Source organism: Pseudophaeobacter sp. A-200-2 (genome assembly GCF_041008815.1).
Lineage (GTDB): Bacteria > Pseudomonadota > Alphaproteobacteria > Rhodobacterales > Rhodobacteraceae > Phycobacter > Phycobacter gallaeciensis_A.
In genome coordinates this window covers 27,053-50,325 of record NZ_JAXGFU010000014.1, presented here as the reverse complement: position 1 = coordinate 50,325, position 23,273 = coordinate 27,053, and the positions used below count along the sequence as shown (strand labels likewise).

The window sequence follows — 23,273 nt, the reverse complement described above, 5'->3', positions numbered from 1 at the left end:
CATGACACTCTGGCAAGCCTGCCATGCCCAGACCGCCACTGGGGCGCAACACAATATTAGCGCGGCACTGCTACCCTGCCCCAGTATGACCTGAGTTCCGGTTGTCACCTAGCATCCCTATCTACCGAGTGCCCCACCATGAAGTTCAAAGTATCCATCAATCTCGCCATCCTGTCGATCATCGTGCTGGCCGCCGGCATCATGTTCACCCTGGCGGGCATTTCTCTTTATACCCATCAGGTTCGCGACGACATGCAAGTCCGGGCCGCGCAGATCGAAGCGGTCGACATGTCTCTTGTCGATCTGGAGCAGCAGTTTCTTTCGGCCCGCCGTGCTGAAAAGGATTTCCTACTGCGGAAGGACGAAAAGTACACTGAGCGCCATGCCGCGATCATGGATCAACTGGCGTCGACCTTTGACGGCCTGAAGCAAAATATCGCGCAGGTTCCCGAACTGCGGTCTACTGCCGTCACGCTGCCTGAACTGGAAACCGCGATCGCCGCTTATGGGGCAGCCTTTCTAAGTCTCGCGGACAGCAACCGGCGCCTGGGGCTTGATGAAAACGACGGACTGCAGGGCAATCTGCGGACTGCGGTGAAGAACGTCGAGACCGAGTTGCAGGGCCTCGAACAGCCCGAGATGCAGGTCAAGATGCTGATGATGCGCCGCCACGAGAAGGACTTCATCATGCGCAAGGATCCGAAATACCTGGATCGGTTGAATGCACGTGTCGATGAGTTCCACGCCTTTCCCGAAAGCTATTACGCGGATCGCGCGCAGTTTCAGTTGATATCGGATCTGATGGACACCTATCAGACGTCTTTTGCGGCCTATGTTGATGAGACCCTGAAAGAACAGGATCTCCGGAAACAGATGTCAGAGACCTATGCAGCTGCAGAACCTTTGGTCGAAGCCCTGCACAAAGAGTCCCGTATCGTCATGAGTCAGATCCTTGCCGACACTGCCGCGATCAGCGAACAGGCCGCCAGTAACTCGACCCGCGCAGGTCTGGGCGGCGCAGCTGTTTTCATTGTGCTCGCGCTGCTTCTGGCCCGCGGGATTTCCCGGCCCCTGAAACGCACTGACAGGGTTCTGAAAAAGATGCGGGAAAACGATTTCACCCCTGCACTCCCCGTGACCCCTATCCGAGAAATCTCGGCAATCGCCGAGGCGGTTGGTGACTTCCGCAAGGACGAAGAGATCAAGCACCGTATGACCAAGGACATCGCCCGCGTCATCGACGCCTGCGCCGAAGGTGACTTTTCCAAACGGGTCGATACCGCTGGTAGCAGCGGCATGTTCGCAGAACTGGGTAACGGAGTGAACGCCATTGGCACCGTCGCCGAAAAGGGATTGAAGGACGTTCAAGAGGTGATCGGCGGTCTGGCAACCGGTGACTTGAACCAGGCGATGCAACCGGGGCAAAAGGGCGTGTTCCGGGAAATCTCTGATGCGATTGACCACCTAACCAACAGCCTTGATGGCATGATCCGGCAACTGACCGGCAGCAGTGAAATGCTGAACAACACCGCCAACGAGATTTCTTCAGCCATGAACGATGCCTCGCGGCGCGGCGAAACCTCAGCCGCCGCGCTGGAAGAAACCGCCGCCGCGCTGCAGACCGTCAGCGACACGGTGCGTGACACTGCCTCCAGCGCGCAGGACGCCAAATCGCTGGTCGACAATGCGCAGAACAATGCAGAGGGCACCCGCTCGATCGCTGAGCAGACCGTCACAGCCATGCAACGGATCAAGGACTCCTCGGATGCGATTTCCAAGATCACCGACATGATCGACGATGTCGCCTTCCAGACCAACCTGCTGGCGCTGAACGCCGGGGTCGAGGCCGCCCGCGCCGGAGAAGCCGGACGCGGCTTTGCCGTGGTTGCCTCTGAAGTCCGCGCGCTGGCACAACGCTCATCGGATGCCGCTCAGGAAATCAACAACCTGATCAACACCAGCAGGGGCGAGGTCACCGTCGGCGTGAAGCTGGTCGACGAGACTGGCGAGTCCCTTGCAAAGATCGTGCAGACCATCATCCAGGTCGTGGAGCGCATGAATACGATTGCCGACAATACGGTGGAACAGTCCAACGGGCTGACTGAAGTCAATGTCGCTGTCGACTCGCTCGACAAAGACTCCCAAAAAAGTGCTGCCATGCTGGAGCAAACATCCGCTGCGGGTCAGCTGTTGCAACAGGAGGCACACCGCCTGTTCGAGGCGATCTCGGGCTTCCGCCTGAAAGGCAGCCACGCGCACCATGGTTCTGCCCCTGCCGCTGCGGAAAACGACTGGGCCGCATAGACCGGGAGCTCCGGCGTGCCGCCCCTGGACTGACGCCCGCGCGCAAAACGATGGCCCGCTCTGCACTCCGCCGAGCCGGCCATTTACTGCCTTCCCGACACTACGCAGCCCCCACGCCATACTGCCGTTCGCCCCAGGAAGGCAGACGGATTTTCCGGGAGTGACCACAAAGAAAAACCCCCGCCGATTGCTCGGCGGGGGTTTCTGATTTTCCAAAGAGCCTGGGCTTACCAGTCTTCGCGAACCACGACGCGGGTCTTGATCGGCAGCTTCATCGCAGCAAGGCGCAGAGCCTCGCGGGCGATGTCGTCATTGACGCCATCGATTTCGAACATCACGCGACCGGGCTTCACTTTGCATGCCCAGTAGTCGACGGAACCTTTACCTTTACCCATACGAACTTCGACGGGCTTGGAGGTCACCGGGGTATCCGGGAAGATCCGGATCCAGACACGACCCTGACGCTTCATGTGACGGGTCATGGCACGACGTGCGGCTTCGATCTGACGGGCAGTTACGCGCTCGGGCTGCAGAGCCTTGAGACCGTAGGTGCCGAAGTTCAGGTCAGAACCACCTTTGGCGAGACCGGAAATCCGGCCTTTGTGCATTTTGCGGAATTTCGTACGCTTTGGTTGAAGCATCTCATCCCCTCCTTAGCGACGACCGCCACCAGCACCACGGGGTGCAGGGCCGTCCTGGATTTCCTGAGACTTACGATCACGCGCCTGCGGGTCATGCTCCATGATCTCGCCTTTGAAGATCCAGACCTTGATCCCGATGATCCCGTAGGGGGTCATGGCTTCGGAGTGAGCGTAATCGATGTCGGCGCGCAGGGTGTGCAGCGGCACACGACCTTCACGGTACCATTCGGTACGGGCGATTTCAGCACCACCCAGACGACCCGCGACGTTCACCCGGATACCCAGGGCGCCCATGCGCATTGCGTTCTGAACGGCACGCTTCATCGCGCGACGGAAGGACACACGACGTTCCAGCTGCTGAGCGATGGACTCGCCAACCAGCTGTGCGTCCAGCTCGGGCTTGCGCACTTCAACGATGTTGAGGTGCAGTTCCGAGTCGGTCATCGCTGCCAGCTTCTTGCGCAGGACCTCGATATCGGCGCCTTTTTTGCCGATGATCACGCCCGGACGTGCGGTGTGAATGGTCACACGGCACTTCTTGTGGGGGCGTTCGATGATCACGCGGGCCACACCGGCCTGCTTGCACTCTGCCTTGATGAACTCACGCAGTTTCAGATCTTCCAGCAGAAGATCACCGTAGTCCTTGGTGTCGGCGTACCAACGGCTGTCCCAGGTGCGGTTCACCTGCAGGCGCATGCCGACCGGATTGACTTTATGTCCCATTAGGCTTGCTCCTCAACTTGACGCACCTTGATGGTGATCTCAGCGAACGGCTTCAGGATCTTGCCGAAACGACCACGGGCCCGCGGGCGACCGCGTTTCATGGTCATGTTCTTGCCAACCCATGCCTCGGCGACAATCAGTTCATCGACGTCCAGGTTGTGGTTGTTCTCGGCGTTCGCGATGGCGGACTGAAGGCATTTCTTCACGTCCTGCGCGATCCGCTTGTTCGAGAAAGTGAGGTCGGTCAGAGCCTTGTCCACTTTCTTGCCACGGATCATCTGAGCCACCAGGTTCAGTTTCTGCGGGCTGGTCCGAAGCATGCGGGTTTTCGCCATTGCTTCGTTGTCGGCCACGCGGCGGGGATTTTGTACCTTGCCCATGACTTACTTCCGCTTCGCTTTCTTGTCCGCAGCATGACCATAATAGGTCCGGGTCGGCGAATACTCACCGAACTTCTGACCGATCATGTCTTCCGAGACGTTGACAGGGATGTGTTTCTTGCCGTTGTACACACCAAACGTCAGACCCACGAACTGGGGCAGAATGGTGGAACGACGCGACCAGATCTTGATCACTTCATTGCGGCCCGATTCACGCGCAGCTTCGGCTTTCTTAAGCACATAGCTGTCGACGAAAGGACCTTTCCATACAGAGCGAGACATAGATTAACGTCCCTTCTTCTTGGCGTGACGCGAGCGGATGATCAGCTTTTGCGACGCTTTGTTTTTGTTGCGGGTGCGCTTACCCTTGGTCGGCTTACCCCACGGGGTCACCGGGTGACGACCACCCGAAGTCCGGCCTTCACCACCACCGTGCGGGTGGTCGATCGGGTTCATAACGACACCACGGACCGAGGGACGCTTGCCCTTGTGGCGCATACGGCCAGCTTTACCGTAGTTCTGGTTGCTGTTGTCAGGGTTGCTGACGGCACCGACGGTGGCCATGCATTCCTGACGGACCATGCGCAGTTCGCCCGAGGATAGGCGGATCTGAGCGTAGCCACCATCACGACCAACGAACTGAGCGTAAGTACCGGCTGCACGGGCGATCTGACCGCCTTTGCCGGGCTTCATTTCGATGTTGTGAACGATGGTACCGATCGGCATGCCCGAGAACGGCATCGCGTTGCCCGGCTTGATGTCTGCCTTCGCGGAGGCGATGACCTTGTCACCCACTGCCAGACGCTGCGGAGCGAGGATATAGGCCTGCTCGCCGTCTTCGTACTTCACCAGTGCGATGAAGGCAGTACGGTTGGGGTCATATTCAATGCGCTCGACGGTCGCGGCGACATCAAATTTATTCCGTTTGAAGTCAACGATCCGGTAAAGACGCTTTGCGCCACCACCACGGCGGCGAGAAGTGATCCGTCCGGTGTTGTTCCGGCCGCCCGATTTGGTCAGACCCTCAGTGAGAGACTTGACCGGACGCCCTTTCCAAAGCTCCGAACGGTCGATCAGAACCAGCCCACGCTGGCCCGGCGTCGTCGGTTTATACGACTTAAGTGCCATGCTTTCTGTCTTCCGTTTAGCGTGCCGAGCCTTAGGTTCTTGTCTTTGGCCCAGCTATGTTAAAGCCCCCTGACGTGCCGCATGCGGCGGTTCAGGTGACCGATGTAGAGGGCCCCGAAGGTCCCAGGTTATTCAGTATCCCGACAAAAGAGACAGCCCCGGACGAATCCGAGGCCTTCAGGATTGGAGCCATGTAGCAGTGATGTGGAAGGGTGTCTAGAGGCATTGCCACGAACAAAAGCGCACCATGGCTAGCACTTTATGTCAAAAAGGGCTTTAAGCACACGACAGACAAGACTGCGGTAGTCTTCTAGCTCTGCATCCGTGATTTGTACGGTCGCTCGCTCATGGATCAGCTTGTTTCGACGATCGTAGTAATGCCGAACTTTCCCCCAATCTTCATCATTAATTTGTGGCAGATGTTCTTTGACTTTGTTGATTACCTCATGCCTTTTCTTGAACAACTCAAGAAGTTGAGCGTCCGTATTTTTTGTGGTGGATATAAATCGACCCGATGCACAATGAACTCTTTGAGAGCAATCTCCAGATTGCTATCTAAAATGATCAAACCTATTCTGTTCTTGGTATGCAGGCGCTTTCGGGCTATGGTATCTGCCACGCCCATCGCCTCAACCAGCCCTAGAGTCCAAGGCTTGCTAAGTGTGATTCCAGCGTTTTCGTCAATTATTCTCTCAGAATACGCCTTGCGACGACCTCTTGGCAAAGGAAGATCGACTACCTTCTTGTAACTTTCTTTATGATCTAAAGAAATCTCTTCCATTTCTCCCTTTTGGTGGGCATAGACCTTCTCCTCTCGCTCGTTCTTCAAACGCCTGCTGACTTTTACGAAGTGGGCGTTCAAAGAAACTATTCTGCTTCGTATCTCCAAGAATGTAGGATGACTCCAGTTGATACCGCTTTTGTTTGAGGTCCATGGCATCAACTCTGGCGCCCCATTTATCTCCACAATCGTGCGAGCAAGAGAAGCATCGGGGTGTGGCACACCTGCTTCGCCCTTATAGAAGCCAACTTCATGGGATTTTTCGTGCGCAAGAATCAGGCGGTCGTTGCAGTATATGTATACACCATAGTTGCCCTCTTTGGGCTCCCTATCCTGAATGAGACCTGCCGAAAGGCGCACAGCAACCGTAGTACCATCTTCACTTGGTGAGATCGCGAAGTTCGATATCTTGGGACGGTGCTCGGGAGGGTAGGCCCAGTTGTCAAATTTGGTTCTTCCAACGCTATTGCCGTTCAGCCTAATATCACAATTCTCTCCAACGAAGTTTGCGTATATCTCAGCCAAGCGCCTACCCAATGCGTCGATGTCGGAAAACGAAAACCCCTGCCTCAGGCTGGAAATAGACACATTAGTTGATCCGGGTTCAATCTCTGGGACTCGTTCAACTTCCACCTCCCATGTATCTTGTGTCAGCCAATCATCCGACAATACGAAACGAAGTGTCTCTCCTTCTCCATGGCGGCTAGTAACCTCGACACGTTGGCCCAATGCTATTCCCGCTCGCTTGCCGCCAACACCGAAATTCCCAATGAATTGATGACCAGCCTCGTCTCTTGAGGCGCCGGGTGACACCAGCAATTGAATGTCACTTCTCGGCACGCCCCCAGCATTATCCCTTATGGCTATCAGTTGCCTATCAGCGTTCAAAAACAGTTGGATTAGCAAGGTTCGTTGACGGCCTGATGCTGTCCAATGGTCTATAGCATTATCAATCAACTCACATATCGACGTTAGCAGGCCATAGTCAGCGATGATTGACCTAAAAAGCCTTTTTTGCGGTGTGCCATCAACGATGAATGAGTCAGGGGCCACTTTGAATGGACTTTCTACAATATGATCACACAACCATGATGACTCGTCAAACCAACCTTTTCAACTAAAGCCTTCCCTAGGCAACGAAAAAGGCCCCCGCTTTCGCGAGGGCCTTCGATCTTTTCAAAAGGAACAGATCTCAGAGTCCGGTGGACACATCGATGGTGTTGCCTTCTTCCAGGGTCACATAGGCTTTCTTCACGTCCTTGCGACGGCCGATCTGGCCGCGGAAACGCTTGACCTTACCCTTGGTGATGGTGGTGTTGACCGCTTTGACCTTCACACCAAAGAGGGTTTCAACCGCCTCTTTGATCTGGGGTTTGTTGCTGTCGATCGCCACTTCGAACACCACTGCGCCGTTTTCGGACGCCATGGTGGATTTCTCGGTGATGATCGGCTTGCGGATCACGTCGTAGTGTTCTGCCTTCGCGCTCATTTCAGTCGAGCCTCCAGTGCTTCGACACCCGCCTTGGTGATCACCAGGGTGTCACGCTTCAGGATGTCATAGACGTTTGCACCCATCGTCGGCAGGATATCCAGACCGTCGATGTTACGCGATGCTTTGAGGAACCCTTCGTTCACGGCTGCACCGTCGATGACCAGCGCGCGTTTCCAGCCCAGGTTTTTCACCTGCTTGGCCAGAGCAGCGGTCTTGCCCTCTGCGGTTGCGTCCTCGATCACGACCAGTTCACCCGCTTTCGCCTTGGCGGACAGCGCGTGGCGCAGACCCAGCTTGCGGAACTTTTTGGTCAGCTCGTGGCCGTGGCTACGCGGGGTCGGGCCCTTGTAGATACCACCCTTGCGGAAGATCGGTGCGTTACGGTCACCGTGGCGTGCGCCGCCGGTGCCCTTCTGGCGATAGATCTTCTTGGTCGAGTAGGAGGTTTCCGAGCGGGTCTTGACCTTGTGGGTACCTGCCTGCGCGTTGTTGCGCTGCCAGCGGACCACACGGTGCAGGATGTCCGCACGCGGCTCCAGACCGAACAGGTCTTCGGACAGTTCGATGTCGCCTGCCTTGCCGCCGTCGAGTTTGATCACATCAAGTTTCATGCTTCACCACCTTCCGCGGGAGCTTCCGCCGGTGCTTCGGTTGCTGCTGTCTTCAGAGCCGCCGGGAAGGGCAGACCTTCGGGCGCTTTCTTCTTGACGGCATCCTTGACGGTTACCCAACCGGATTTCGGACCAGGTACGGCACCTTTGATGAACACCAGGCCACGGTCGGCGTCGGTCTTGACGACTTCCAGGTTCTGGGTGGTCACGCGGGCAGCGCCCATGTGGCCGGCCATCTTCTTGCCTTTGAAAACCTTGCCGGGATCCTGACACTGACCGGTCGAACCGTGCGAACGGTGCGAGATCGACACACCGTGCGAGGCACGCAGACCGCCAAAGTTCCAGCGCTTCATGGCGCCCGCGAAACCTTTGCCGATCGAGGTGCCGGTCACGTCCACTTTCTGACCTGTCAGGAAGTGTTCGGCCGAGATTTCGGCGCCAACTTCGATCAGGGCATCGGCGGGTACGCGGAATTCAACCAGCTTACGCTTGGGTTCAACCTTTGCAGCGGCAAAGTGGCCTCGCATCGCCTTGGAGACGCGCTTCACTTTGGCCGAGCCTGCGCCCAGCTGAACGGCGGTGTAGCCGTCTTTGTCTTCGGTGCGTTGCGACACAACCTGCAGACCATCCAGGTGAAGAACGGTCACAGGAATCTGCTTGCCGTCTTCCATGAACAGCCGGGTCATGCCGACTTTCTTTGCGATAATACCAGAGCGCATATTCATTACCCTCCGATCTTACGACTGCAGCTTGATCTCGACGTCCACGCCAGCGGCGAGGTCGAGCTTCATCAGCGCGTCCACGGTCTGGGGAGTCGGATCAACGATGTCGAGCATGCGCTTGTGGGTGCGGATCTCGAACTGGTCACGGGATTTCTTGTCGACGTGGGGACCACGCAGAACGGTGAATTTCTCGATCTTGTTCGGAAGCGGGATCGGGCCACGAACCTGCGCGCCGGTGCGCTTTGCAGTGTTCACGATTTCCTGGGTGCTGGCGTCCAGCACGCGGTAATCGAAAGCCTTCAGCCGAATGCGAATGTTTTGACTTTGCATTTCGTCAGCCTTTTATAGGCGTTGGAGTTGAGAGGAGGGCCCACGACCACCGCACACCCTCATCGAACCCAAAAGGCGGGAATCACCCCGCCTTGATATTCTCATTGAGAACTCGCGCGTCTTAAGCCTGCAGCGGCGGTATTGCAAGGGCAAATGAGGCCCGTGCGAATGCTCCCACGCTTTGGGTCCACCTCAGAAGCCATTACGGCGATCGGGCAAGGTCACTCCCCAGAAATCTTGCCGTCCCGTGTTAAAAACTGACGCAGGGCGGCCAGTGGCCCTAGTGGCGCCCTCCAAGTCCGGTTAATCTTGCGCAAAGCCTCACAACGGACAACCCAATAGTGCCGCCTCACAGCCCCGAAACCGAGCAAGTTCTGCTGATTGCGCGCAGTATCGCTGGTGAAACCGGTCATGCGCTCCTGGCGCGCCTGGTTGAGGCCCTGAGCGAGCATCTGGATGCAGCCTTCGTCGCAGTCACCTTTGGCGAAGGGGTGCCACCCACCCACGCGCGGGCGCTCTACGCTCTGCAGGACCACAAGGTTGCCCGCGGGATACGCTACGAATTGCAGGGCACCCCCTGCGCCCGAGTATATGCCGGGGAGGTGGTGATCATCCCCTGCGGGATTGCCGATCTTTATCCGCGCGAAGCGAGGTTTGAAGGCTACATAGGGATTCCACTCCGCGACACCACCGGCGAAGTAACCGGCCACCTGGCGGTTTTTTCCAACCGTGAGATCAAGGAGTCCGAGATCGCCACCGCGATATCGACAATTTTTGCCCTGCGCGCCGAGGCCGAATTGCGCCGTCTCTCCGTGGAAAAGGAACGAAAGAAGCTAATCGCGGATCTCGCGCGGATGAACCGGCGCCTGCAGCAGGGCTATTCCGAGGTGCGGCGCGAAAACGCGGAAAAGATCGCGCTCATGGGTTTGATTGCCCACGATCTGCGCAGCCCGCTGGCCGCAGTCTTGTCGCAGGCGGAACTCGGGCTCGCCAGAACCCGCAGCAACGCGCCGGATCAGGCCCGGATCGAAACTGCATTTCAGAAGGTCATCGACAATGCGGACCGGATCGCGCAGTTGATCGACGCGACGCTGGACCGGGCCAGGGTCGAAGGCGAAGCGCTGCGCCTGGATCGCAAGCCGGTCGATCTGACCGGGTTGCTGCACATTGCTGCCGAAGCCAACCGGGAAGAGGCTGCACGCAAATCTATCTCCTTGTCCGTCGACCCACCGCAGCGGACCATCGCAGAGGTTGATGAAACACTGGTCATCTCTGCCATCGACAATCTGATTAGCAACGCCGTGAAATATACCTATCCCGGAGGCGAGGTCCGGATTTCGGTCGCGCAGGAAGGTGAAAGCGTCACCGTTGCCGTCTCCGATACCGGTCAGGGCCTGACGCCAGACGACCTGACGCGCGCCTTCGGCCGTTTCCAAAGGCTTTCCGCGCAGCCAACGGATGGTGAAAAGTCCACTGGCCTGGGACTCGCGAATGTACGCGAAATTGCCTGTGCGCATGGCGGCAGCGCTCATGCCGAAAGCGAAGGCCCGGGAAAGGGAAGTCGTTTCGTTCTGACGCTGCCCTGTTCAGCTTTGTACACATAGAAAAAGGGCCTCCCAAAGGAGGCCCTTTCCATCCACAATCAGGAGACCTGGTTGCTCGATGATCCTCGACACAGTCTTTTTGGTGCGTCTCGAGATCATCGCGTTCAAACAAAAAGGGCGCCACTGGGGCGCCCTTTCCGTTTGATCATTCGCGAGTGCGAATTACTCGATGATTTTGGAAACAACGCCAGCGCCGACGGTGCGGCCGCCTTCGCGGATGGCGAAACGCAGACCGTCTTCCATCGCGATCGGGGCGATCAGTTCAACTTCGAACTTCAGGTTGTCGCCCGGCATCACCATCTCGGTGCCTTCCGGCAGGGTCACGGTGCCGGTCACGTCGGTGGTCCGGAAGTAGAACTGCGGACGGTAGTTCGCAAAGAACGGGGTGTGACGGCCACCTTCTTCTTTGGTCAGAATATATGCTTCTGCCTCGAATTTGGTGTGCGGGGTCACGGAGCCCGGCTTACACAGAACCTGACCACGCTCAACGCCGTCACGGTCAACGCCACGCAGCAGCGCGCCGATGTTGTCGCCGGCTTCGCCGCGGTCCAGCAGCTTGCGGAACATCTCAACACCGGTGCAGGTGGTTTTCTTGGTGTCGTGGATGCCGACGATTTCGATTTCGTCGCCAACGTTGATCACGCCACGCTCAACACGGCCGGTCACAACGGTACCACGACCGGAGATCGAGAACACGTCTTCGATCGGCATCAGGAACGGCAGGTCAACGGCACGCTCGGGGGTCGGGATGTACTCATCCACAGCCGCCATCAGTTCCTTGATTTTGTTTTCGCCGATTTCCGGGTCACGGCCTTCCATCGCCGCCAGAGCGGAACCTGCGATGATCGGGATATCGTCGCCCGGGAAGTCGTAGGACGACAGCAGTTCGCGGATTTCCATCTCGACGAGCTCGAGCAGCTCTTCGTCGTCGACCTGGTCAACCTTGTTCATGAACACGACCAGCGCCGGAACGCCAACCTGACGCGCCAGCAGGATGTGCTCGCGGGTCTGGGGCATCGGGCCGTCAGCTGCGTTCACAACCAGGATCGCGCCGTCCATCTGCGCCGCACCGGTGATCATGTTCTTCACATAGTCAGCGTGGCCGGGGCAGTCGACGTGTGCGTAGTGGCGGTTCTCGGTCTCGTATTCCACGTGGGCGGTCGAGATGGTGATGCCGCGGGCTTTTTCTTCCGGTGCGCCGTCGATCTGGTCGTAGGCTTTGAAGTCACCGAAGTATTTGGTGATCGCTGCGGTCAGCGTGGTTTTGCCGTGGTCAACGTGGCCAACGGTGCCGATGTTGACGTGCGGTTTATTACGCTCAAACTTTTCCTTAGCCATGGTGGCCTCCTTTTGATTGGAAGAAGGTCCGCGCGGGCCGCGAACCTTCCAATGTCATGACGCTTACGCGTATTTCGCCTGGATCTCGTCCGAGATGTTCTGCGGAACCGGATCGTAGTGACCGAACTGCATGGTGAACTGGGCGCGGCCCGAGCTCATCGAACGCAGGGTGTTGATGTAGCCGAACATGTTCGCCAGCGGCACGTTTGCGTCGATCGCAATCGCGTTGCCGCGGGGCTCCTGGCCGGACACCTGACCACGACGGGAGGTCAGGTCGCCGATGATACCGCCGGTGTATTCTTCCGGGGTGATCACTTCGACCTTCATGATCGGTTCCAGCAGCTTGGCGCCAGCTTTGCGCATGCCTTCACGCATGCACATACGTGCTGCGATTTCAAAGGCCAGAACGCTGGAGTCAACGTCGTGGAACTTACCGTCGATCAGGGCAACCTTGAAGTCGATCACTGGGAAGCCAGCCAGCGGGCCGCTATCCATGACCGAGTTGATGCCTTTTTCAACACCGGGGATGTATTCCTTCGGAACAGCACCACCAACGATGCGGGATTCGAAGGAGTAGCCTTCGCCGGCTTCTGTCGGCGAGATGATCATCTTCACCTCGGCGAACTGACCCGAACCACCCGACTGTTTCTTGTGGGTGTAGGTGTGCTCGACCTCGTGACCGATGGTCTCACGGTAGGCAACCTGCGGGGCACCGATGTTGGCTTCAACCTTGAATTCGCGTTTCAGGCGATCAACCAGGATGTCCAGGTGAAGTTCGCCCATGCCCTTCATGATGGTCTGACCGGATTCCAGGTCAGTTTCCACGCGGAAGGACGGGTCTTCGGCGGCCAGACGGGCCAGACCCTGGGACATTTTTTCCTGGTCAGCCTTGGTTTTCGGCTCAACCGCGATCTCGATCACCGGATCGGGGAAGGTCATGGTTTCTAGAACCACCGGGTCGTTGACGGCGCAGAGCGTGTCACCTGTGGTGGTGTCTTTCAGACCAGCCAGCGCGATGATGTCGCCCGCGAATGCTTCCGTGATTTCCTCACGGTCATTCGAGTGCATCATCATCATCCGGCCAACGCGCTCTTTCTTACCCTTGGTGGAGTTCAGAAGGGTATCACCCTTGTTCAGAACACCGGAGTAGATGCGGGTAAAGGTCAGCGAACCGACGAAGGGGTCGTTCATGATTTTGAACGCCAGACCCGAGAACGCCATGTCATCATCCGCGCGGCGGGCGATGTTACGGGTTTCGGTTTCGTCACCGGGTTTGAAGCCCATGTAATCGACAACGTCCAGCGGGCTGGGCAGGTAGTCGATCACGGCGTTGAGCAGCGGCTGAACGCCTTTGTTCTTGAACGCGGAACCGCCCAGAACCGGAACGAAGTCCAGCGCCAGAGTGCCCTTGCGCAGCAGAGCGCGCAGTGTTGCAACGTCGGGCTCTTCACCTTCCAGGTAGGCTTCCATGGCGTCGTCGTCTTGCTCGACGGCCGCTTCGACCATCTTGCCACGCCATTCGTCGGCCATGTCCTTCAGGCTGTCACGGATCTCGACCTGCACCCAGGAGGCGCCAAGGTCTTCACCCTGCCACAGCCATTCCTTCATGGTGACCAGATCGATCAGGCCTTCCAGCTCGTTCTCGGCGCCGATCGGAATACCAACCGGAACCGCGCGGGCGCCGGTGCGGTCTTCGATCATGTTGACGCAGTTGAAGAAGTCAGCGCCGATCTTGTCCATCTTGTTGACGAAGACGATGCGCGGAACCTTGTAGCGGTCAGCCTGACGCCAAACGGTTTCGGTCTGCGGTTCAACGCCAGCGTTGGCGTCAAGAACACAGACAGCACCGTCGAGAACCGCCAGCGAACGCTCAACTTCGATGGTGAAGTCGACGTGGCCGGGGGTGTCGATGATGTTCAGGCGGTGCTTGGGCGTGTCAGCAGTTTCGCCATCTTCGGTGCGTTCCCAGAAAGTGGTGGTCGCAGCCGAGGTGATGGTGATGCCGCGTTCCTGCTCCTGCTCCATCCAGTCCATGGTGGCTGCACCATCGTGCACCTCACCGATGTTGTGGGATTTGCCGGTGTAGTACAGGATACGCTCCGAGCAGGTGGTCTTACCTGCATCGATGTGCGCCATGATACCGAAGTTACGGTAATGGTTGAGTGTATAGTCGCGTGCCATAGGTCTAAGCCCCTTGGGTTACCAGCGGTAATGCGAGAAGGCCTTGTTGGCCTCTGCCATCTTGTGGGTGTCTTCGCGCTTTTTCACCGCGGTACCACGGGACTGGACAGCGTCCAGCAGCTCGCCTGCCAGGCGCTCTTCCATGGTGTTTTCGTTGCGGCTACGGGCGGCTTTGATCAACCAGCGGATTGCGAGTGCTTCGCGGCGCTCCGGGCGAACTTCGACCGGCACCTGGTAGGTTGCACCACCCACGCGGCGCGAACGAACTTCGACGGCGGGTTTCACATTGTCCAGAGCTTCGTGGAAGACTTCCACGGGAGCGCGTTTGATCTTGGCTTCAACGCGATCGAACGCGTTGTAGACGATTTTTTCTGCGACCGATTTCTTACCATCGATCATCAGGTTGTTCATGAATTTGGTCAGAACGCGGTCGCCATATTTGGCGTCGGGCAGAACTTCGCGTTTTTCAGCAGCGTGACGGCGTGACATCTGTGCTTATCCTTCTTCTTACTTAGGACGCTTCGCGCCGTACTTGGAGCGACGCTGCTTACGGTCTTTGACGCCCTGGGTATCCAGAACACCGCGAAGGATGTGGTAACGCACACCGGGAAGGTCTTTTACACGACCGCCGCGGATCAGAACCACAGAGTGTTCCTGAAGGTTGTGGCTTTCACCCGGGATGTAGGAGATGACCTCGAAACCGTTGGTCAGGCGGACCTTCGCAACTTTCCGCATAGCGGAGTTCGGTTTCTTCGGCGTGGTGGTGTAAACGCGCGTGCAAACGCCACGCTTCTGGGGGCACTGCTCCAGATGCATGGATTTGGAGCGTTTAACTTTCGGCTGCCGCGGCTTGCGGATCAGCTGTTGGATCGTTGGCATTCCGGTCTATTCCCCGTTTCGCAACTTTCATGTCATGCACGCGCAAGGGCGTGCGGCTCATATTTCCGGCACTTACGCGTCCGCAAGCGCAAAAACCGCAATCGTTCCCATTCCGAGGTGAACGACGCGGTGGGTCTACAGAGGATCCGGACGATAAAACTGTCCGAACCTTGATCCACTACAATAGTGATATCGGCTTTAGGGGCGGCCCCCGGATGCCGGATAGGCGCGCGTATATGGGGAGTCGCGGGGCTTGTCAACTGTCAGGCGCCCAGTGACGCCCAGGGTCGGCGGATGGCTGCACGGGAACACGCCGCTGGCAATACATCCCCTGCCACACCCACCGTCTTGTCGCATCGGTACCGGCGATGCATAGTTCAACAGGTCGCAATAAGATTGGGCCATACGCATACTCAGGACGCCCCATTCATGCAAGTCATCGGTCTTTGTCGTTTTTCTTATCCCGCGATTGGCGGCTTTCAGGTTGAACATGCCAGCCTGGAGGAGCGCATTGCCTACCTTTATGCCGAAGACCGTCTAGAGGAGCGGTTCCAACTGATGGAGACCGTCGCCCTGCCCTGTCTGCGCGAACAGACAGATCAGGATTTCGAGCTGATCATCGTCATTGGCGACAGCCTGCCGAAACAGCACCGGGAGCGGCTTCAGGACATCACCGCCGACATACCGCAGGTCCGCATTCACAGCGAACCGCCGCGCAAACAGCGCCAGGTGATGAAAGAGATCCTCAACAAAGCCCGCCGGGATCCAGACGCGCCGTGTCTGCAGTTCCGGCATGACGACGACGACGCAGTGTCGGTGGATTTCGTCGAACGTCTCCGGCAGACGGTTGAGGATTGTTCTGGCCTGGTCGAAAAGAGCAAAACGGTCGCCGTTGATTTCAACCGTGGTTATGTGGCCGAGGTTGGGGCGTCCGGGATCGCCGCGACCGAGATACACCGGCCCTACTATGTCGCTTCGCTTGGCATGTATGTGCGCGGCGGCTGTAACCTGACGATCATGAACTTCGCGCATGAGAAAATCCTTCGCTTCATGCCGACGGTCACCATCAGCGATCAGCCGATGTTCGTGCGTACCCACAATGGCTATAACGACTCGCGCCAGAAACGGGTCAAACCGGTGCCCGTCACCCCACTGACGCCGGATCAGGTGGGTGAGTTTGAAGCGCGGTTTGCCATCCGGCAGGATGATCTCAAACGGGTCTTCGCGGCTGACTAGCCCCCACGCTTTTGTTTTTATCAGGGATCGCATGTTATGCAGGTTATCGGATTGTGCCGCTTCTCTTATGTAGGGCACGGCGGCTACAAGCAGGAGCACGCCAGCCTAGAGGAACGCCGCGCCTATCTTTATGCACCCGAACGGCTTGAGGAGCGGTTCCGCCTGTTCGAAACTGTCTGCCTGCCCTCGGTCATCGGTCAGACCGACGCGGATTTCCAGCTGCTGGTCGTGGTCGGTGAGTGCTTTCCCCTCCCCTATCTCGACCGGCTGCTGACCCTCACCGAACCTTTGCCGAATGTGGTCATTTCCGTGCAGCCGCCGGGTCGTCACCGGCGGGTGATGATCCAGATGCTGAACGACGCGCGCGAAAACCCGGATGCGCCCTGCCTGCAGTTTCGTCTAGACGATGACGATGCGATGGCGGTGTCATTCGTGGAACGGCTGAAACAGGCGGCGCAGGACCTAGAACCGGTCTGGCCGCGCTATCCGATGACCACCATCGATTTCAACCGCGGCTATGTCTATCGCGCCAGTGCCGATGGGCTGGCGATCAAACCGGACCGCTACCCCTACACTGCGCTTTCTATGGGAGTCGTAGTTGCGGGCGGGTCCAACCAGACGATCATGCATCACGGCCATCATACCCTTTGGCGGGTCACACCAACGCTGACCATTCCGGATGGCGACATGTACCTGCGTGGTTACAACAGCTTCAACGATTCCCGCTCCAAGGGGCGCGGCAAGGAGATCAGCGTAACCCCTGTCACACCAGAGGAAGCGCACCATCTGAAACAGACCTTCAACGTCGATAGCGCCGCAGTCGCGCGGGCGTTCTCATCCCCCGGTCTGCTGCCGCTCCCGGTAGAAGGTGAATAGGCCGGCCGCCACAACGACGGCCGCGCCGGTCAGAGTAAGTACACCCGGCCAATCACCAAAGACTGCCCAGCCGAGGAACAGCGCCCACAACAACCCGCTGTACCGGAAGGGCGAGACCACGGCGACGTCTCCGACCCGCATGGTCATGACCGAAAACAGATAGCCGGCAAAGATGAAGCAGGCCGCCCCCATAAGCAGACCCAGATGCCAGCCCTGCATCGGTTGCCAATCCTGCTGGGTGCTGTAGATCAGGCCAAAACTCAGCACTGTCAAAGAGGCCATTAGGGTCACCGTCATCGACGGAACCGCAGCCGACATCCGCCGGGTGAACAGATCCCGGGCCGTGACGCAGCCAACCGCACCCAGTGCATACAATGAGGCGCCATCGAACCCCTCTGGCCCCGGCTGCACGATCAGCAGCATACCGCAGAACCCCGCAAGGATCGCGGCCATGCGCCGCCAGCCAATGCTTTCGCCAAAGAACAGCGCCGCCCCCAGCGTTACGGTCAGCGGCAGCATCTGCAGTACGGCAGTCACATTGGCGAGCGGCATCAGCATCAGCGCGCTGAGGAAGAGGTAAGTCGCCCCCGCTTCGGACAGACAGCGGCCCAGAACCAGCATCCAGTCGCCCCGTGGCAGGTTCATCCGCAAGCTGCCCAGATAGCGCGCCAGCAGGAAAATCAGCAGTGACGCAACCCCGCCGCGGACCACAAGAATCTGCGACAGCGGCAGATCCGCCCCCACAGATTTCACCAGCGTATCATTGAAGGTAAAGGCCGCCATGCTGCCCATCATCAACAGGGCACCGGTCTGATTGGGTTTCATGCGCTATACCGCCTTCAGCTGCGACAGCGTCAGACCGAAATGGCGTTGCAGCGCGCCGTCGATCTTTTCCTCGGCCATCTGATGAGTGATCCCTTTTTGGGTGGGATCGGATTTATTGTCACCATGGATAGTGCGCAGGAAGGATGGCGCCGAAATATCCGAATAAAGGCTGTAGTGCCGCGCCAGTTTGCGGTGGTTGAACTTGTAGGGGTTCGCGGCGCTGCCAACCGGGGCCACCAGCGCGGTGCCTGCCGACAGGGGCGCCTGTTCGACCGCGTCGAAGACCTCCGGCCCATCCAGCGTCGCCCGCATGTAAAAGCCCCGGTTATAGGCAATGACAAAAGCACCGCCTTCGGGTTGCAGCGGCAGGATCCCAGCCGCCAGACGTTTTGTGCGTGCCACAAAATCAATATCAACCGCGTCATCATCATCCAGACGGAACAGGATGCGGTGACTGCCCTCCCCTGCCGGAATGGAATCATACCCCCGGCGTAACAGCCGGTAATGATTTCGGGTTCCGACCGGACGGCAATGCAGATTGCGATGCGGCGCAAGCAGCGCCTTCAGCCTTTGCATATAGAGATCAGGCATCGACGCCGCAGTCAGCACCACGACGTCAAATTCGGGATCGCTTTGCCGAAGCAGCGAAGGCAGGCACAGCTCTTCGAAAACGCGAAAGCGGAGCTCCATCCGGTCCTCGGAAAACAGATGTGCCGCCGTTTCCTCCAGTGTGCTGAAGCGTTCGGAATAATAGGTAGGCGTCAGAACCGAGAACCGGACCAGTCCAACCATCTTCAACTGCTCTGACATTTCCCCTCCCCCGGTTGCGCGCACAGAAAACACCGGGGCGCAGCACTTGGGAAGAGACATTCGCCGGTTGGGGGACGTCAGACAAAAGAAAACCCCCGCGCCATCGGCGCGGGGGCATTCATTTTCAAAAAGTCTGTCGACGGATCAGTCGCGGCTTTCCGGTGTTTCCACCAGATTGTCGAAGTCGCCACCGGACACGTCGTCCTCCATCACCGGAGCGGCCAGGGCAGCTGCGGCCTCGGCTTCTTCGCGGCGCGCTTCCAGAACCACATTGTCGCGGGACTGAGCGATATGGCGCATCTGCTGGGTTGCACCACCGGTACCGGCCGGGATCAGGCGACCAACGATGACGTTTTCCTTCAGGCCAACCAGCTTGTCCTTCTTGCCCTGAACCGAAGCCTCGGTCAGCACGCGGGTGGTCTCCTGGAAGGAGGCCGCCGAGATGAACGAACGGGTCTGCAGCGACGCCTTGGTGATACCAAGCAGGATCGGTGCGCCCTGTGCCGGACGTTTGCCGCGCGACAGTGCCTTCTCGTTGGCAGCGTCGAACTCCTGCTTGTCCACGTGTTCGCCTTTCAGCAGCGTGGTTTCGCCGGAGTCGGAGATCTCCCACTTCTGCAGCATCTGGCGAACGATCACCTCGATGTGCTTGTCGTTGATCTTCACGCCCTGCAGACGATAAACGTCCTGAACTTCGTCGATCATGTAGTTGGCCAGAGCCTCGACACCCATAATTGCAAGGATGTCGTGCGGCGCCGGGTTGCCGTCCATGATGTAGTCGCCCTTCTGCACGAAGTCACCTTCCTGCACCGGGATGTGCTTGCCCTTGGGCACCATGTATTCGACGGTTTCCAGGCTCTCATCCGCGGGTTCGATCGAGATGCGGCGCTTGTTCTTGTAGTCGCGGCCAAAGCGCACGTAACCATCGATTTCGGCGATGATTGCGTGGTCTTTCGGACGACGGGCTTCGAACAGTTCGGCCACACGCGGCAGACCACCGGTAATGTCCTTGGTCTTGGCGCCTTCACGCGGGATACGCGCAACAACGTCACCGGCCTCGATCTGCTGACCGTCTTCACAGGACAGGATCGCATCAACGGACATCGGGTAGGTAACCGGGTTGCCCAGATCGTTGCGGACCGGCTCGCCGTCAGCATCCACAAGGATGATTTCCGGCTTCAGGTCGTTGCCTTTCGGTGCCGCACGCCAGTCGACCACGATCTTCTGGGTCATGCCGGTGGCTTCGTCGGTCTCGTCGCGGACGGCAAGGCCCGAAACCAGATCGACGTATTTGGCAGTACCTGGCTTTTCCGCGATGATCGGCAGGGTGTAGGGGTCCCATTCGAACAGCTTGTCGCCACGGGCAACGGATTGACCGTCGGTGACGAACAGCTTGGAGCCATAGCCCAGCTTGTGGCTGGCGCGCTCTTCGCCGTGCTCGTCCTGAATGATCAGCTTCATGTTCCGGCCAACCACCAGCGTTTCGCCGTTGGCGTTCTGCAGGATCTGAGCGTTCTCGAAGACGATCTTGCCTTCCTGGCTCGCCTCTAGGAACGACTGCTGACCACCCTGGGCAACACCGCCGATGTGGAAGGTCCGCATCGTCAGCTGTGTACCAGGTTCACCGATCGACTGCGCGGCGATGATGCCGACAGCCTCGCCCGAGTTGACCATGGTACCGCGCGCAAGGTCACGGCCATAGCACATGGCACAGACGCCCTCTTCGCTTTCGCAGGTCAGAGGCGAACGGATCCGCGTGGATGCAACACCGGCTTCCTGCACGGCGTCGGCCATGCGTTCGTCGATGAGCTGCCCCTGTGCGACGATCACCTCTTCGGTGCCCGGACGTTTGATGTCCTCGGCCGCAACACGGCCCAGCAGACGTTCACCGATGCTGGCAACCACTTCACCGTCGTTGACCGCAGCCTCTGCTGTGATCGCACGCTCGGTGCCGCAGTCGCGCTCGCGCACGATGCAGTCCTGCGCCACGTCCACCAGACGACGGGTCAGGTAACCGGAGTTCGCGGTCTTCAGAGCCGTATCCGACAGACCCTTACGGGCACCGTGGGTGGAGTTGAAGTACTCCAGAACCGTCAGGCCTTCTTTAAAGTTCGAGATGATCGGGGTCTCGATGATGTCGCCGTTCGGCTTAGCCATCAGGCCCCGCATACCGCCCAGCTGCTTCATCTGCGTAACCGAGCCACGCGCACCGGAGTGGGCCATCATGTAAACCGAGTTCGGCTCCATCACGGCACCGTTCTCGTCCCGCTTGTCGGCGGAGATGGTGCTCATCATCGCCTCGGTGACCTTGTCGTTACACTTCGACCAGGCATCAACAACTTTGTTGTACTTTTCGCCCTGAGTGATCAGGCCGTCCATGTACTGCTGTTCAAAGTCCTTCACCTGCTCGCGTGTCTCGTCAACGATGGTCCACTTGCCGTCCGGGATCACCATGTCGTCCTTGCCGAACGAAATGCCTGCCTTGAACGCTTCACGGAAACCCATGGTCATGATCTGGTCACAGAAGATCACGGACTCTTTCTGACCGCAGTAACGGTAGACGGTGTCGATGACCTGCTGCACCTCTTTCTTCCGCAGAAGACGGTTGACCAGTTCAAACGGCGCCTTGGCGTTCTTCGGCAGCAGCGCGCCCAGACGAACACGGCCCGGGGTGGTCTCAAAACGCTTGAGAACCTCGTTGCCTTCTTCGTCGATCTGGGTGATCCGCGCGGTGATCTTGGTGTGCAGGTGCACTTCGCCGGCGTCCAGAGCGTGCTGAACTTCGTCGATGGTCCCAAAGACCTTGCCTTCGCCCACCATGCCTTCGCGTTCCAGGGTCACATAGTAGAGACCCAAGATCATATCCTGCGAGGGAACGATGATCGGCGCGCCGTTTGCGGGCGACAGAACGTTGTTGGTGGACATCATCAGGACGCGCGCTTCCAGCTGGGCCTCAAGGCTCAGCGGCACGTGCACGGCCATCTGGTCACCGTCGAAGTCCGCGTTGAACGCCGAGCAGACCAGCGGGTGCAGCTGGATAGCCTTACCTTCGATCAGCGTGGGTTCGAAGGCTTGAATACCAAGACGGTGCAGCGTCGGTGCGCGGTTCAGCATCACCGGGTGCTCGCGGATCACCTCGTCGAGGATATCCCAGACTTCGGGGCGCTCTTTTTCCACCAGCTTCTTCGCCTGCTTCACGGTGGAGGACAGACCTTTGGCCTCCAGACGCGAGTAGATGAAGGGCTTGAAGAGTTCGAGTGCCATCTTCTTGGGCAGGCCACACTGATGCAGCTTCAGCTCGGGACCTGTCACAATGACCGAACGGCCGGAGAAGTCGACGCGCTTACCCAGAAGGTTCTGACGGAAGCGACCCTGCTTACCTTTCAGCATGTCGCTGAGCGACTTCAGCGGGCGCTTGTTGGCACCTGTGATAACGCGGCCACGGCGGCCGTTGTCAAACAGCGCGTCAACGGATTCCTGCAGCATCCGCTTTTCGTTGCGGACGATGATGTCAGGCGCGCGCAGTTCGATCAGACGCTTCAGACGGTTATTCCGGTTGATCACACGACGGTAAAGGTCGTTGAGGTCGGAGGTCGCGAAACGACCGCCATCCAGCGGAACCAGCGGACGCAGTTCCGGCGGGATGACCGGGATCACGGTCATGATCATCCACTCGGGACGGTTGCCCGACTCGAGGAAGGATTCGACCACTTTCAGACGCTTGATGATCTTCTTGGGCTTCAGTTCGCCGGTGGCTTCGGCCAGTTCGGCGCGCAGCTGCTCGGCTTCGGCTTCCAGATCAATCGCGGCCAGCATTTCACGGATCGCTTCGGCGCCGATATTGGCGGTGAAGGCGTCCATGCCGTACTGGTCCTGGGCGTCCATGTACTCTTCTTCTGTCATCATCTGGCCGTAGGTGAGGTCGGTCAGACCCGGCTCGATGACAACGTAGTTTTCAAAGTACAGCACGCGTTCCAGATCGCGCAGGGTCATGTCCAGCATCAGGCCGATGCGCGACGGCAGCGACTTCAGGAACCAGATGTGCGCAACCGGCGAGGCCAGTTCGATATGGCCCATACGCTCGCGGCGGACCTTTTGCAGGGTGACTTCCACACCGCATTTTTCGCAGACAACGCCGCGATATTTCATCCGCTTATATTTGCCGCAAAGGCATTCGTAGTCTTTGATCGGGCCAAAGATACGGGCGCAGAACAGACCGTCACGCTCGGGCTTGAAGGTCCGGTAGTTGATGGTCTCGGGCTTTTTGATTTCGCCATAAGACCACGACAGGATCCGTTCCGGCGATGCCAGCGATACCTTGATCTCATCGAAAACCTTCGGCGGGGTCAGCGGGTTGAACGGGTTATTGGTGATTTCCTGGTTCATTTTGATACCTCAAATCTTGCGGAAGG

At 58.4% G+C, this 23,273-nt stretch carries 21 protein-coding genes; 4 read left to right on the top strand and 17 right to left on the bottom strand.

Annotation, left to right across the window (positions count from 1 at the left end):
* Positions 1-138: 138 nt before the first annotated feature.
* Entirely contained in the window at positions 139-2,304 is a 2,166-nt protein-coding gene (locus SM766_RS18675; protein ID WP_368948749.1) for a methyl-accepting chemotaxis protein, read from the top strand.
* 227 nt (positions 2,305-2,531) lie between these two features.
* On the opposite strand, the gene rplP is transcribed toward SM766_RS18675, so the two are convergent.
* The 10 genes from rplP to rpsJ form a co-directional block, all read right to left on the bottom strand.
* Positions 2,532-2,945, bottom strand: a complete 414-nt coding sequence (gene rplP, locus SM766_RS18670; protein WP_065271467.1) for a 50S ribosomal protein L16 — start codon at positions 2,943-2,945, stop codon at positions 2,532-2,534.
* Positions 2,946-2,957: 12 nt separating this feature from the next.
* Positions 2,958-3,668 carry a 30S ribosomal protein S3 gene (rpsC, locus tag SM766_RS18665; RefSeq protein ID WP_065271468.1) on the bottom strand — a complete coding sequence of 237 codons (711 nt, stop codon included), beginning with the start codon at positions 3,666-3,668 and terminating at the stop codon, positions 2,958-2,960.
* Positions 3,668-4,048 carry a 50S ribosomal protein L22 gene (rplV, locus tag SM766_RS18660; RefSeq protein WP_065271469.1) on the bottom strand — a complete coding sequence of 127 codons (381 nt, stop codon included), beginning with the start codon at positions 4,046-4,048 and terminating at the stop codon, positions 3,668-3,670. The genes rpsC and rplV overlap by 1 nt, the downstream gene beginning before the upstream one ends.
* 3 nt (positions 4,049-4,051) lie before the next feature.
* Positions 4,052-4,330 (bottom strand): 30S ribosomal protein S19, encoded by a 279-nt coding sequence (gene rpsS / locus SM766_RS18655; RefSeq protein ID WP_065271470.1) that lies wholly within the window; start codon positions 4,328-4,330, stop codon positions 4,052-4,054.
* A gap of 3 nt (positions 4,331-4,333) precedes the next feature.
* On the bottom strand, positions 4,334-5,176 hold the full coding sequence (gene rplB, locus SM766_RS18650; protein WP_065271471.1) for a 50S ribosomal protein L2: 843 nt from the start codon (positions 5,174-5,176) through the stop codon (positions 4,334-4,336).
* 439 nt (positions 5,177-5,615) lie between these two features.
* Positions 5,616-7,043 (bottom strand): ATP-binding protein, encoded by a 1,428-nt coding sequence (locus tag SM766_RS18645; protein WP_368948748.1) that lies wholly within the window; start codon positions 7,041-7,043, stop codon positions 5,616-5,618.
* Between the two features lie 106 nt (positions 7,044-7,149).
* Positions 7,150-7,446 (bottom strand): 50S ribosomal protein L23, encoded by a 297-nt coding sequence (locus tag SM766_RS18640; RefSeq protein ID WP_065271474.1) that lies wholly within the window; start codon positions 7,444-7,446, stop codon positions 7,150-7,152.
* Complete coding sequence (rplD, locus tag SM766_RS18635) at positions 7,443-8,060, bottom strand: 50S ribosomal protein L4 (RefSeq protein WP_065271475.1); 618 nt, start codon at positions 8,058-8,060, stop codon at positions 7,443-7,445. Before rplD ends, SM766_RS18640 begins: the two co-directional genes overlap by 4 nt.
* Entirely contained in the window at positions 8,057-8,779 is a 723-nt protein-coding gene (gene rplC, locus SM766_RS18630; protein ID WP_065271476.1) for a 50S ribosomal protein L3, read from the bottom strand. Before rplC ends, rplD begins: the two co-directional genes overlap by 4 nt.
* Before the next feature lie 18 nt (positions 8,780-8,797).
* Positions 8,798-9,112, bottom strand: a complete 315-nt coding sequence (gene rpsJ / locus SM766_RS18625; protein ID WP_058289455.1) for a 30S ribosomal protein S10 — start codon at positions 9,110-9,112, stop codon at positions 8,798-8,800.
* Positions 9,113-9,453: 341 nt separating this feature from the next.
* Here rpsJ and SM766_RS18620 point away from each other — a divergent pair, with 341 nt between their 5' ends.
* Positions 9,454-10,716, top strand: coding sequence for a GAF domain-containing sensor histidine kinase (locus tag SM766_RS18620; protein ID WP_368948747.1), 1,263 nt, complete (start codon positions 9,454-9,456; stop codon positions 10,714-10,716).
* Between the two features lie 162 nt (positions 10,717-10,878).
* On the opposite strand, the gene tuf is transcribed toward SM766_RS18620, so the two are convergent.
* The 4 genes from tuf to rpsL form a co-directional block, all read right to left on the bottom strand.
* Positions 10,879-12,054, bottom strand: coding sequence for an elongation factor Tu (gene tuf, locus SM766_RS18615; protein ID WP_065271478.1), 1,176 nt, complete (start codon positions 12,052-12,054; stop codon positions 10,879-10,881).
* Positions 12,055-12,117: 63 nt separating this feature from the next.
* Positions 12,118-14,235 carry an elongation factor G gene (gene fusA / locus SM766_RS18610; protein ID WP_065271479.1) on the bottom strand — a complete coding sequence of 706 codons (2,118 nt, stop codon included), beginning with the start codon at positions 14,233-14,235 and terminating at the stop codon, positions 12,118-12,120.
* A gap of 18 nt (positions 14,236-14,253) precedes the next feature.
* On the bottom strand, positions 14,254-14,724 hold the full coding sequence (rpsG, locus tag SM766_RS18605) for a 30S ribosomal protein S7 (RefSeq protein ID WP_065271480.1): 471 nt from the start codon (positions 14,722-14,724) through the stop codon (positions 14,254-14,256).
* An 18-nt stretch (positions 14,725-14,742) separates the two neighbouring features.
* Positions 14,743-15,114, bottom strand: coding sequence for a 30S ribosomal protein S12 (gene rpsL / locus SM766_RS18600; protein ID WP_005621086.1), 372 nt, complete (start codon positions 15,112-15,114; stop codon positions 14,743-14,745).
* 429 nt (positions 15,115-15,543) lie between these two features.
* Here rpsL and SM766_RS18595 point away from each other — a divergent pair, with 429 nt between their 5' ends.
* Positions 15,544-16,350, top strand: a complete 807-nt coding sequence (locus SM766_RS18595) for a putative rhamnosyl transferase (protein ID WP_065271481.1) — start codon at positions 15,544-15,546, stop codon at positions 16,348-16,350.
* Positions 16,351-16,386: 36 nt separating this feature from the next.
* Positions 16,387-17,226, top strand: coding sequence for a putative rhamnosyl transferase (locus tag SM766_RS18590; protein WP_274830261.1), 840 nt, complete (start codon positions 16,387-16,389; stop codon positions 17,224-17,226).
* On the opposite strand, the gene SM766_RS18585 is transcribed toward SM766_RS18590, so the two are convergent.
* From SM766_RS18585 to rpoC, 3 genes are all read right to left on the bottom strand, one after another.
* On the bottom strand, positions 17,185-18,051 hold the full coding sequence (locus tag SM766_RS18585) for a DMT family transporter (protein ID WP_274830262.1): 867 nt from the start codon (positions 18,049-18,051) through the stop codon (positions 17,185-17,187). The genes SM766_RS18590 and SM766_RS18585 overlap by 42 nt on opposite strands.
* A gap of 3 nt (positions 18,052-18,054) precedes the next feature.
* Positions 18,055-18,861, bottom strand: coding sequence for a glycosyltransferase (locus SM766_RS18580; RefSeq protein WP_368948746.1), 807 nt, complete (start codon positions 18,859-18,861; stop codon positions 18,055-18,057).
* A 144-nt stretch (positions 18,862-19,005) separates the two neighbouring features.
* A complete protein-coding gene (gene rpoC / locus SM766_RS18575) occupies positions 19,006-23,247 on the bottom strand; it encodes a DNA-directed RNA polymerase subunit beta' (RefSeq protein WP_065271485.1) in 4,242 nt (1,413 codons plus the stop codon).
* Between the last annotated feature and the right edge of the window lie 26 nt (positions 23,248-23,273).